Source organism: Hydrogenophaga sp. (assembly GCF_031426985.1).
Classification (GTDB): domain Bacteria; phylum Pseudomonadota; class Gammaproteobacteria; order Burkholderiales; family Burkholderiaceae_C; genus Hydrogenophaga.
In genome coordinates this window covers 1-12,166 of record NZ_JASJOY010000209.1, presented here as the reverse complement: position 1 = coordinate 12,166, position 12,166 = coordinate 1, and the positions used below count along the sequence as shown (strand labels likewise).

Sequence of the window (12,166 nt, the reverse complement as noted above, 5' to 3'; positions counted from 1 at the left end):
GCGACCCGCGTCAGCGGCGCAGCGTGGGGGCTACAACTCTCCGCTGCGCAGCGCCGGCAGGTCCAGCACCCGCAAGCCGCCGTATTCCACCCGGATCCAGCCTTTGGCCGCGAGCGTGGTCAGTGCCTCGTTCACGCGCTGGCGCGACAGGCCCACCAGGTAGGCCAGTTCCTGCTGGGTGATGCGCAGCACGCCGCCCACGTTGGGCGAGAGCAGGGGGTGGAACAGCGCGGCCAGGTTGCGCGCCACGCGCAGGTCGGGGTTGTTGAGGCGGTCGATCTCGCGCGCGGCGATGAACTGCCCCAGCCGTTCGTTGAGCTGGTTCATCACGAAGCGGTTGAAGCCGATGGAGTGGTCCAGCAGCCAGTGGAAGGTGTCCACCGGCAGGCCGGCCGCGCGGCTCTTGCGCAGGGCCTGGATGTTGTAGCGGTAGTGCTCGCGCTTGAGCACCGTACCTTCGCCGAACCAGCCGCCGGGCGCCACGCCTGTGAAGGTGATGACCGCGCCCTGCGAATCGTCGTTGCTCATCTTGAGCAGGCCGTCGAGCAGGCCGAACCAGTAGGTGGCGGGGCGGCCGATGCGGCAGATGAATTCGCCCACCTGCACCTCGTTGACCACGACCGCGTCGAGCGCGCGCTGGCGCTCTTCATCGGTCAGCCCCTGGAGCCAGGGGATTTCCGACAGCTCACTGGCAGAGGCCGGCCGCGCACTGGCGCGCAGCGCGGAGCCGGATCGAATTTGGTTGGCGTACACCATGGCAATGGGCGGCAAGTGCACCACAAGAAGCCTAGGGAAAGTCCTAGCGGGGTTGACCCCTCAATTGTCGTCGCACCGACAACATAACGTCAAACATAGGCCTAGTATCCGGTCCATTGCTTTCGGACGGTGACCGTCTTCCCGCCCCCTTCGGGCCACGGAAGACCCAAGGAGACAAGCCCCATGCAAACGACGTTCCCCCGGCTGTTGCTGGACCACGCGGCCCGGCGGCCCGACGCCCCGGCGATGCGCGAGAAGGAGTACGGCATCTGGCAGACCACCAGCTGGTCGGCCATGGCCCGACTGGTCGAAGCCATTGCCTGCGGCCTGCACCAGGCGGGCCTGACCCGCGGCGAGCACATGGTGGTGATCGGTGCCAACCGCCCGCGCCTGTACGCCACCATGCTGGCGGCGCAGTCGCTGGGCGCGATCCCGGTCCCGCTGTACCAGGACGCGGTGGGCGCCGAATGCATCTTCCCCATCAACAACGCCGAGGTGCGCTTTGCGGTGGTGGAAGACCAGGAACAGGTCGACAAGATGCTGGAGATCCAGCCGCAGTGCCCGCAGCTGGCGCACATCTACTACGACGACCCGCGCGGCCTGCGCAACTACGTCCAGCCGGGTCTGGGCGGGCTGGAAGAGCTGGTGGGCGCCGGCCAGGCCTTCGCCAAGGCCCACCCCGAGTTCTTCCGCCAAGAGGTCGACCGGGCGCAGCCCGCCGACGTGGCCGCGATGTTCTTCACCTCCGGCACCACCGGCAACCCCAAAGGCGTGGTGCACACCCACCACACCCTGATCAACCGCGCCGACGTCGGGGCCCGCTTCGACAAGCTGACGGACAAAGACGAGGTGCTGGCCTACCTGCCACCGGCCTGGGTCGGCCAGAACATCTTTTCCTACGCCCAGTGGCTGGTGGCAGGCTACGTGGTGAACTGCCCGGAGTCGGGCGCCACCGTGACCATCGACCTCAAGGAAGTGGGCCCGACCTATTACTTCGCGCCGCCGCGCGTGTTTGAAGGTCTGCTGACCACGGTGATGATCCGCATGGAAGACGCGGGCGCCCTCAAGCGCAAGATGTTCCACGCCTTCATGGACGTCGCCCGCCGCGTCGGCCCCGCGAAGATGGACGGCAAGTCCGTCGGCTTGCTCGACGGCATCAAGTACGCGCTGGGCAACTTCTTCGTCTACGGCCCGCTGCGCAACAGCCTGGGCATGAGCCGCGTGCGCGTGGCCTACACCGCCGGCGAAGCCATCGGGCCCGACCTGTTCAGCTTCTACCGCTCCATCGGCATCAACCTCAAGCAGCTCTACGGCTCGACCGAAACCGCCGTGTTCGTCTGCCTGCAGCCCGACCACGAAGCGCGTGCCGACACCGTGGGTGTGCCCTGCGAGGGCGTGGAGATCAAGCTCAGCGAGACCGGCGAGATCCTGGTGAAGTCGCCCGGCCTGCTCAAGGAGTACTACAAGAACCCGGCCGCCACGGCCGAGGTGCTGAGCGCCGACGGCTGGTACCACACCAGCGACGCCGGCTTCATCGACGCCAGCGGCCACCTGAAGATCATCGACCGCGTGAAAGACGTGGGCCGCATCAAGGGCGGCGCCAACGACGGCGCCATGTTCGCGCCCAAGTACGTGGAGAACAAGCTCAAGTTCTTCTCGCAGATCAAGGAGGTGGTGGCCTACGGCGACCAGCGCGATCAGGTCTGCGTGATGGTCAACATCGACTTCGAGGCGGTGGGCAACTGGGCCGAGCGCCGCAACCTGCCCTACGCCGGCTACACCGACCTGGCGCAGAAGCCCGAGGTGTACGAGCTGATCCGCGACTGCGTGGAAAAGGTCAACGCCGACCTCAGCCGCGACACGCTGCTGGCCGGCAGCCAGATCAGCCGCTTCCTGGTGCTGCACAAGGAGCTGGACGCCGACGACGGCGAACTCACCCGCACCAACAAGGTCCGCCGCGGCTTCATCGCCGAGCGGTACAGCGCGCTGATCGACGCCCTCTACGGCGGCAAGAGCGAGCAGTACATCGAGACCCAGGTCAAGTTCGAAGACGGTCGCAGCGGCAGCGTGAGCGCCACGCTCAAGATCAGCGATGCCAAGACCTTCGCGCCCGTGAAAGCCGCAGCATGAACCCCAACACCGTTCGGGCTGAGCTGGTCGAAGCCCTTTGTACAAACATTTCGCGAGCACTTCGACAGGCTCAGTGCGAACGGAGTCTTGCATGAGCACGAAAAAAATCGGCGACGTCATCCTCGACGTCCAGAACATCAGCCTGCGCTTTGGCGGCGTCAAGGCGCTGACCGACATTTCGTTCAACGTCAAGGAACACGAGGTGCGCGCCATCATCGGCCCCAACGGCGCCGGCAAGAGCTCCATGCTCAACTGCATCAACGGCGTGTACTCGCCGCAGGAAGGCAGCGTCACCTTCCGCGGCCAGACCTTCAAGCACATGAACAGCCGGCAGGTGGCCGAGATGGGCATCGCCCGCACCTTCCAGAACCTGGCGCTGTTCAAGGGCATGAGCGTGATCGACAACATCATGACCGGCCGCAACCTGCGCATGAAGAGCAACCTGTTCCTGCAGGCGCTGCGCATCGGCCCGGCGCAGCGCGAAGAAGAACAGCACCGCGAGTTCGTCGAACACATCATCGACTTCCTGGAAATCCAGGCCTTCCGCAAGACCCCCGTGGGCCAGCTGCCCTACGGCCTGCAAAAGCGCGTGGACCTGGGCCGCGCCCTGGCCATGGAGCCACAGGTGCTGCTGCTGGACGAACCCATGGCCGGCATGAACCTGGAAGAGAAGCAGGACATGAGCCGCTTCATCCTGGACGTGAACGACGAGTTCGGCACCACCATCGTGCTGATCGAGCACGACATGGGCGTGGTGATGGACATCAGCGACCGCGTGGTGGTGCTCGACTACGGCAAGAAGATCGGCGACGGCACCCCGGAAGAGGTGCGCAACAACGAAGAAGTCATCAGCGCGTACCTCGGTACGAGCCACTGAACGGAGACATCAAGATGGGCTTTTTCCTCGAAACCCTGTTGGGCGGCCTCATGGCCGGCATGCTGTATTCGCTGGTGGCGCTGGGCTTTGTGCTGATCTTCAAGGCCTCGGGCGTCTTCAACTTCGCGCAGGGCGCGATGGTGTTGTTCGCGGCGCTGGCCATGGCCCGCTTCTCGGAATGGATTCCGCAGTGGCTGGGCCTGGAGAGCAAGGTGATGGGCAACGTGCTGGCCTTCATCGTGGCGGCCGGCTGCATGTTCATCCTGGCCTGGCTGATCGAACGGCTGGTGCTGCGCCACCTGGTCAACCAGGAAGGCGTGACCCTGCTGATGGCCACCCTGGGCATCACCTACTTCCTCGACGGCCTGGGCCAGACCATCTTCGGCAGCGACATCTACCCGATCGACATCGGCATGCCCAAGGACCCGCTGTTCCTGTTTGAGAGCGTGTTCGAAGGCGGCGTGCTGGTGAACCAGGAAGACATCATCGCGGCCGTGATCGCCGCCGTGCTGGTGGCCGCGCTGTCGCTGTTCTTCCAGAAGACCAGCACCGGCCGCGCGCTGCGCGCCGTGGCCGACGACCACCAGGCGGCGCAATCCATCGGCATCCCGCTCAACCGCATCTGGGTCATCGTCTGGTGCGTGGCCGGCATCACCGCGCTGGTGGCCGGGATCATCTGGGGCTCCAAGCTGGGCGTGCAGTTCTCGCTGACCACCGTGGCCCTGCGCGCCCTGCCCGTGATCATCCTGGGCGGCCTCACCTCGGTGCCCGGCGCCATCATCGGCGGCCTGATCATCGGCGTGGGTGAGAAGCTGTCCGAGGTCTACATCGGCCCCATGGTCGGCGGCGGCATCGAGATCTGGTTTGCGTATGTGCTGGCGCTGGTGTTCCTGCTGTTCCGTCCGCAAGGTCTGTTCGGCGAAAAGATCATCGACCGCGTCTGACCATGAAACACCCCCTGCGCCGCTTCGCGTCTTCCCCCTCTCTCGCCTTCGGCGGGAGGGGGACGCTCCCTGAGGCCCGGCAAAGCCGGTTCCTCGGGAGCGCTTGGTAAGGCACTTCTCGCCGACAGGTTGAGACAAAGGAAAAGAACATGTTCTACAGAGAAAACGGTCAGTTCAAGACCTCCTACCGCGCCGACCAGCAGATCTTCCCGATCGCGCAGGACCGCTGGGCCATCCTCGCCCTGGTCGCCTTCGCCTTCGTCGGCGTGCCCATGCTGGCCGACGAATACATGTTCCGCGCCATCCTGATCCCGTTCCTGATCCTGGCGCTGGCGGCCATCGGCGTGAACATCCTGGTGGGCTACTGCGGTCAGATCTCGCTGGGCTCGGGCGCCTTCATGGCGGTGGGCGCCTACATGGCCTACAACACCTACATCCGCATCGAAGGCATGCCGCTGATCATCGCCCTGCTCTCGGGCGGCTTCTTCGCCACGCTGGTGGGCATGTTCTTCGGCATCCCAAGCCTGCGGGTCAAAGGCCTGTACCTCGCGGTGGCCACGCTGGCGGCACAGTTCTTCTGCGACTGGGCTTTCCTGCGCATCGGCTGGTTCACCAACAACAACGCCTCGGGCTCAGTCTCCGTGTCCAACCTGAAGGTGCTGGGCATGACCATCGAGACGCCGCTGCAGAAGTACCTGTTCTGCCTGGCCTTCCTGGTGGTGTTTGCGCTGCTGGCCAAGAACCTGGTGCGCTCGGCCATCGGCCGCGAGTGGATGGCCATCCGCGACATGGACGTGGCCGCCGCGGTGATCGGCATCCGCCCGATGTACGCCAAGCTCAGCGCCTTCGCGGTCAGCTCCTTCATCGTCGGCGTGGCCGGTGGCCTGTGGGGCTTCGTGCACCTGGGCTCCTGGGAGCCGGCAGCCTTCTCCATCGACCGCTCGTTCCAGCTGCTGTTCATGGTGATCATCGGCGGCATGGGTTCCATCATGGGCAGCTTCTTCGGCGCCGCCTTCATCGTGGTGCTGCCCATCTTCCTGAACCAGTTCCTGCCCGCGCTGGGCGCGCTGTTCGGGGTGGAGATTTCAACCGCCACCGTGTCCCACACCGAGTTCATGGTGTTCGGCGCACTGATCGTCTGGTTCCTGATCGTGGAACCCCACGGCCTGGCCAAGCTCTGGAGCATTGCGAAGCAAAAACTTCGCCTCTGGCCCTTCCCCCATTGATTCCCTGTTGGTTTGTGTGTGTGCCTGACTTTTCCTTAGGAGACAAAGCGATGAAAGTGCGTAACCTGGTTCTCTCTGTTTCGATGGCTTGTGCCGCCCTGTCGGGTGCACTGCTCTCCACCGCGGCCATGGCCCAGGCCAAGGAGCAGTTCTTCCCGGTGCTGGTGTACCGCACCGGCGCCTACGCGCCCAATGGCGTGCCATGGGCCAACGGATTTGTGGACTACATCAAGCTGGTCAACGCCCGCGGCGGCATCAACGGCGTGAAGGTGTCGTTCGAAGAATGCGAAACCGGCTACGCCACCGACCGCGGCGTGGAGTGCTACGAGCGCCTCAAGGGCAAGGGCGCGACCATGTTCCAGCCGCTGTCCACCGGCATCACCTTTGCGCTGACCGAGAAGGCGCCGAACGACAAGATTCCGCTGATCACCGCCGGCTATGGCCGCAGCGAGTCGGCCGACGGCGGCGTGTTCAAGTGGAACTTCCCGCTCGCAGGCACCTACTGGGTGGCCGGCGACGTGATCATCCAGGACATCGCCAAGAAGCTCGGCGGTGTGGCCAACCTCAAGGGCAAGCACATCGCGCTGGTCTACCACGACAGCCCGTTCGGCAAGGAAGCCATCCCCATCCTGCAGGAACGCGCCGCCATGCACGGCTACAAGCTGAGCCTGCTGCCGGTGACCCACCCGGGCGTGGAGCAGAAGTCCACCTGGCTGCAGATCCGCCAGAGCCGCCCGGACTACGTCATCAACTGGGGCTGGGGCGTGATGAACTCCACCCTGCTCAAGGAAGCCCAGGCCACGGGCTACCCGCGCGAGAAGATCTACGGCGTGTGGTGGGCCGGTGCCGAGCCGGACGTCAAGGACGTCGGCATGGGCGCCAAGGGCTACAACGCCATCACCATGCAGCACGGTGCCGAACCCAATGCCGCCTTCGTCAAGGAAATCATGGAGAAGGTGCATGGCAAGGGCCAGGGCACCGGACCGAAGGAAGAAGTGGGCTCGGTGCTCTACGTGCGCGGCGCCATGAGCGCGATGCTGGCGGTCGAAGGCGTGCGCCAGGCGCAGGAAAAGTACGGCAAGGGCAAGGTCGTGACCGGCGAGCAGGCGCGCTGGGGTTACGAAAACCTGAGCCTGACGCAGGCCAAGCTCGACGCGCTGGGCTTCAAGGGCGTGATGCGCCCCATCTCCACCAGCTGCCAGGACCACATGGGCGCCAACTGGGCCCGCATCCACACCTGGGACGGCAGCAAGTGGCAGTTCACCAGCGACTGGTACCAGGCCGATGAACAAATCATCAAGCCCATGGTCAAGACCGCTGCCGACAAGTACGCGGCCGAGAAGAAGCTGACGCGTCGCGCCGGAGCGGACTGCCAGTCCTGACCCACCCCTGCCGCGCTGCGCGCGACCCCCTCAAGGGGGCGGCGTGGTGCGGACTGGCAAAGCCAGATCCGCCACGCCCTGGAGAAGACCTCTCCCGCGCGGCCGATCTCGGCGGCTGACGTCAGCCGCCATTCACAAGACCGGCGTGCCGCGTCTTGTGAATGGTCCACGAGGAAATCACCATGAGCACTGCACCCAACATCGTTCTCAACGTCAACGGCATCGAGGTCATCTACAACCACGTGATCCTGGTGCTCAAGGGCGTGTCGCTGAACGTGCCCGAAGGCAAGATCGCGGCCATCCTGGGCGGCAACGGCGCGGGCAAGACGACCACGCTGCGCGCCATCTCCAACCTGCTCAAGGGCGAGCGCGGCGAGGTCACCAAGGGCAGCATTGAACTGCGCGGCGAGCGCATCGAAAACCTGTCGCCCGCCGACCTGGTCAACCGCGGTGTGGTGCAGGTCATGGAAGGCCGCCACTGCTTCGCCCACCTGTCCATCGAGGACAACCTGATGACCGGGTCCTACACCCGCACCGACAAGGCCGAGATCGCGCGCAACCTGGAGAAGGTCTACACCTACTTCCCGCGCCTGAAGACGCGCCGCACCAGCCAGGCGGCCTACACCTCGGGCGGCGAACAGCAGATGTGCGCCATCGGCCGCGCCCTCATGGCCAACCCCAGTGTGGTGCTGCTGGACGAACCCTCGATGGGCCTGGCGCCGCAGATCGTGGAGGAGGTGTTCGAGATCGTGAAGGACCTCAACACCAAGGAAAAGGTGACCTTCCTGATCGCCGAGCAGAACACCAACATGGCCCTGAAGTACGCCGACTACGGCTACATCATGGAAAGCGGCCGCATCGTGATGGACGGCCTGGCCTCGGACCTGCGCAACAACGAGGACGTCAAGGAGTTCTACCTCGGCATGGGCGGCGGTGAACGCAAGAGCTTCAAGGACGTGAAGTCGTACAAGCGGCGCAAGCGCTGGCTTGCATAAAAAGCACCCCCGCGCCGCCTGCGGCGTCACCCCCTCCAGGGGGCAACACCTGCGGCCCGGCCAAGCCGGTTCCGCGGTGTTCTCGAATCAGACCCTTCTCTCCACCATTTGTCGCTGCTGCCATGACCGAACACTTCGACGCCCTGGAAACCCGCACCCCTGACCAGCGCGAAGCGGCGCAGATGGCCGCCTTGCCGGGTCAGCTGGCCCATGCGAAACAGAACAGCGCGGCGTTTGCCGACATCCTGCGCGACATCGACGTGGCCGGCATCGACAGCCGCGCCGCGCTCACACGCATCCCGGTCACGCGCAAGAGCGAGCTGCTGGAGCGCCAGAAAGCCAAGCGGCAGCACGACGCGTTTGGCGGCTTCTCGGCTTTGCTGCGCGGCCCGGCCATGTCGCGCATCTTCGCGTCGCCCGGCCCGATCTACGAACCCGAAGGCGCCAGCAAGGACTACTGGCGCGCCGGCCGCGCGCTGTTCGCGGCGGGCTTTCGCGCCGGCGAGCTGGTACACAACAGCTTCAGCTACCACATGACGCCGGGCGCCTTCATCCTCGAATCGGGTGCCCACGCCGTGGGCTGCACGGTCTTCCCGGGTGGTGTCGGCCAGACCGAGCAGCAGCTCGAAGCCATGGTGGACCTCAAGCCCAACGCCTACACCGGCACGCCCAGCTTCCTGCGCATCCTGCTGGAGAAGGCGGCCGAGACCGGCGTTGCCCTGCCCAGCCTGACCAAGGCCTCGGTGGGCGGCGAAGCCTGCCCGCCCAGCCTGACCGCCTGGTTCAAGGCACACGGCGTGGACGTGTACCAGACCTACGCCACCGCCGACCTGGGCCTGGTGGCCTACGAGACGCAGGCGCGCGAAGGCCTGGTGCTGGACGAGGGCGTGATCGTCGAGATCGTGCGCCCGGGCACCGGCACCCCGGTGGACGAAGGCGAGGTCGGCGAACTGGTGGTGACCACGCTCAACGCCGCCTATCCGCTGATCCGTTTCGGCACCGGCGACCTCTCGGCCATCCTGCCCGGCCAGTGCCCGACCGGCCGCACCGCGCCGCGCATCAAGGGCTGGATGGGCCGCGCCGACCAGACCACCAAGATCAAGGGCATGTTCGTGCACCCCTCGCAGGTGGCCGAGATCGTCCGGCGTTTTCCCGAAGTGAAAAAAGCGCGCCTGGTGGTCAGCGGCGAAATGGCCAACGACCAGATGTGCCTGCAGGTGGAGGCCACCGAGGTGGGCGACGGCCTGCGCGAGAAGCTGGAAGACGCCGTGCGCGAGGTGACCAAGCTGCGCGGCCAGGTGCAGGTGGTGCGCCCCGGCAGCCTGCCCAACGACGGCAAAGTCATCGAGGACGCGCGCAGCTACCAGTGAGCGCGGCGAGCGCCAGAGGCCCCGGCAGCGGGTTTCCCCGGGGGCGGCGCTACGTGTTTTCCGCGATGGGTGGCGAAGGGCTCAGGGCTACCATCCGGTGGTCGTTTTCCCATCCCACCGGAGTTGTCATGAAAAAGATTTTCACCCTGGCCCTGACCGTGGCCGCCGTGTCGGGCGCCTTCGCCCAGGCGTTCCCCAGCAAGCCCATCACCCTGGTGGTGCCGTTCGCCGCCGGTGGCCCGACCGACCTGGTCGCCCGCCAGCTGGCCGAAGCCATGCGCAAGCCCATGGGCGGCGCCACCATCGTGGTGGAAAACGCGGCCGGCGCTGGCGGCACCATCGGGGCCACCAAGGTGGCGCGCGCAGCGGCCGATGGCCACACCCTGCTGGTCTGGCACATCGGCATGGCCGCCACCACCAGCCTGTACCGCAAGCAGGCCTTCAAGCCGCTGGAAGACTTCGAATACCTGGGCCTGATCAACGACGTGCCCATGACGCTGCTGGGTTCGCCCAAGCTGCCGGCCAACACCTACCGCGACTTCGAAAACCACATCCGCGCCAACGGCGGCAAGCTCAACCTGGCGCACGCCGGCCTGGGTTCAGCCTCGCACCTGTGTGGCCTGATGTGGCAATCGGCCGTCAATCTCGACAAGTCGATGACCACCATCGCCTACCGCGGCACCGGCCCGGCCATGAACGACCTGATCGGCGGCCAGGTGGACGTGATGTGCGACCAGACCACCAACACGACCAGCCAGATCGAGGCCGGCCGCGTCAAGGCCTTCGCCGTGACCACCGCCAAGCCGCTGTCCGGCCATCCCCTGCTCAAGCACTACCCCTCGCTGCAGGAAATGGGCCTCAAAGGCTTTGACCTGACCATCTGGCACGGCCTGTACGCCCCCAAGGGCACGCCCGCGGCGATCACCCAGAAGCTCAACGAAGCGCTGCTGGCCGCACTCAAGGACCCCGAGTTCATCAAGAAGCAGGCCGCCCTGGGCGCCGTCGTGGTGGCCGACAAGCGCAACACGCCCGCCGGGCACAAAACCTTCGTGGCCGGCGAGATCACCAAGCTCAAGGCCGCCATCGACGCCGCGGGCCAGTTCGCTGACTGATCGCACATCACACGCCCTGTGCTCAAGGCCACCTCCGGGTGGCCTTTTTCATGGGTGATACCTGGGTGATGCGCGGGCCCGCGGGGTCGCGCGTCCCGCGGGAAAACCAGTAGGGCCACTGTCACCCAGGCGCACGCGGCCGCCATGCCCGCACTCCTACACTGGGTCGCACCCGAAACCCAGGCACAGGAGACCCGCCATGCACCGCCACCCGAACCGCCGCCATGCCCTCATCGCCGCCGCCGCATTCGCCGCGGCGCCCTGGGCGCTGGCCCAGAACGCCTGGCCCACCAAGCCGGTGCGCATCGTGGTGCCCTTCGCCCCGGGCGGCACCACCGACATCCTGGCGCGCGTGCTGGCACCCGAGCTCAGCAAGGTGTTCGGCCAGTCTTTCGTGGTGGACAACAAGGCCGGCGCGGGCGGCAACATCGGCGCCGACATCGTGGCCAAATCGGCCGGCGACGGCTACACCCTGCTGATGGGCACGGTGGGCACGCACGGCATCAACAAAGCCCTGTACGCCAAGCTGCCCTACGACCCGCAAAAGGACTTCGCGCCCGTCACCCTGGTGGCCGGCGTGCCCAACGTGATGGTGATGAACACCAAACGGGCGCAGGAGCTGGGCATCACCAACGTGGCCGACTTCGTGCGCTACGCCAAGGCCCACCCGGGCCAGCTGAACATGGCCTCCAGCGGCAACGGCACGTCCATCCACCTGGCCGGCGAACTGTTCAAGAGCCGCAACGGCATCTTCATGACCCACATCCCCTACCGGGGGTCGGGCCCGGCGCTCAAGGACCTGATCGGGGGCGCGGTGGATGTGATGTTCGACAACCTGCCCTCGGCCATGCCGCACATCCAGTCGGGTTCGCTCAAGGCGTTTGCCGTCACCAGCGGCCAGCGTTCGGCCGCCCTGCCCGATCTGCCCACCGTGGCCGAGGCCGGCAAGCTGCCGGGCTTCGAGGCCAGCTCCTGGTTCGGCCTGCTGGCCCCGGCCGGCACGCCCGCCGACATCGTGGCCCGCCTGCAGCAGGAAACCGCCAAGGCCATGGCGCTGCCCGCGGTGAAGGAACGGCTGCTCGCGCAAGGCGCCATCCCCGGCGGCAACAGCCCGGCCGAGTTTGCACAACAGATCGACGCCGAAATCACCAAATGGGCCGCCGTGGTGAAGGCCTCGGGCGCCAAGGTGGACTGACGAAGGGCTCCCGCATCAGCGGCGGAGCGTGGGGGTCACCGGGGCAGCCGCCGGGCCGCCCCAAGACAGACCAGCCCTCTCGGGCGGCAGCGGACCCGCGTCAGCGGCGAAGCGTGGGGGCCATCGGGCCAGCCGCCGGGCCGCCCCAAGGCAGGCCCAGCCCCCTCGGGGGGCAGCGA

Annotated in this window: 10 protein-coding genes; 9 read left to right on the top strand and 1 reads right to left on the bottom strand. The window is 66.3% G+C overall.

Going from position 1 to position 12,166, the window contains the following annotated elements; translation table 11 throughout:
• Positions 1 to 30: 30 nt before the first annotated feature.
• The gene (locus tag RMP09_RS21535) at positions 31 to 756 is read right to left on the bottom strand and encodes a Crp/Fnr family transcriptional regulator (protein WP_310568028.1); all 726 of its coding nucleotides are present in this window, start codon (positions 754 to 756) and stop codon (positions 31 to 33) included.
• Positions 757 to 939: 183 nt separating this feature from the next.
• Between RMP09_RS21535 and RMP09_RS21530 the strand changes: the two genes are divergently transcribed.
• The 9 genes from RMP09_RS21530 to RMP09_RS21490 all read left to right on the top strand — a co-directional run bounded on the left by RMP09_RS21530 (position 940) and on the right by RMP09_RS21490 (position 11,987).
• Positions 940 to 2,886 carry an AMP-binding protein gene (locus RMP09_RS21530; RefSeq protein ID WP_310568027.1) on the top strand — a complete coding sequence of 649 codons (1,947 nt, stop codon included), beginning with the start codon at positions 940 to 942 and terminating at the stop codon, positions 2,884 to 2,886.
• 91 nt (positions 2,887 to 2,977) lie between these two features.
• The gene (locus tag RMP09_RS21525) at positions 2,978 to 3,763 is read left to right on the top strand and encodes an ABC transporter ATP-binding protein (RefSeq protein ID WP_310568026.1); all 786 of its coding nucleotides are present in this window, start codon (positions 2,978 to 2,980) and stop codon (positions 3,761 to 3,763) included.
• Between the two features lie 14 nt (positions 3,764 to 3,777).
• Entirely contained in the window at positions 3,778 to 4,707 is a 930-nt protein-coding gene (locus RMP09_RS21520) for a branched-chain amino acid ABC transporter permease (protein ID WP_310568025.1), read from the top strand.
• A gap of 149 nt (positions 4,708 to 4,856) precedes the next feature.
• Positions 4,857 to 5,933, top strand: coding sequence for a branched-chain amino acid ABC transporter permease (locus RMP09_RS21515; protein ID WP_310568024.1), 1,077 nt, complete (start codon positions 4,857 to 4,859; stop codon positions 5,931 to 5,933).
• 50 nt (positions 5,934 to 5,983) lie between these two features.
• Positions 5,984 to 7,315: an ABC transporter substrate-binding protein gene (locus RMP09_RS21510; protein WP_310568023.1), complete on the top strand. Its 1,332-nt coding sequence runs from the start codon at positions 5,984 to 5,986 to the stop codon at positions 7,313 to 7,315.
• A gap of 182 nt (positions 7,316 to 7,497) precedes the next feature.
• Positions 7,498 to 8,310, top strand: a complete 813-nt coding sequence (locus RMP09_RS21505) for an ABC transporter ATP-binding protein (RefSeq protein ID WP_310568022.1) — start codon at positions 7,498 to 7,500, stop codon at positions 8,308 to 8,310.
• A gap of 122 nt (positions 8,311 to 8,432) precedes the next feature.
• Positions 8,433 to 9,680: a phenylacetate--CoA ligase family protein gene (locus RMP09_RS21500; protein WP_310568021.1), complete on the top strand. Its 1,248-nt coding sequence runs from the start codon at positions 8,433 to 8,435 to the stop codon at positions 9,678 to 9,680.
• Between the two features lie 128 nt (positions 9,681 to 9,808).
• Positions 9,809 to 10,792, top strand: coding sequence for a tripartite tricarboxylate transporter substrate-binding protein (locus RMP09_RS21495; protein ID WP_310568020.1), 984 nt, complete (start codon positions 9,809 to 9,811; stop codon positions 10,790 to 10,792).
• 199 nt (positions 10,793 to 10,991) lie between these two features.
• Entirely contained in the window at positions 10,992 to 11,987 is a 996-nt protein-coding gene (locus RMP09_RS21490; protein WP_310568019.1) for a tripartite tricarboxylate transporter substrate binding protein, read from the top strand.
• Positions 11,988 to 12,166 lie beyond the last annotated feature (179 nt).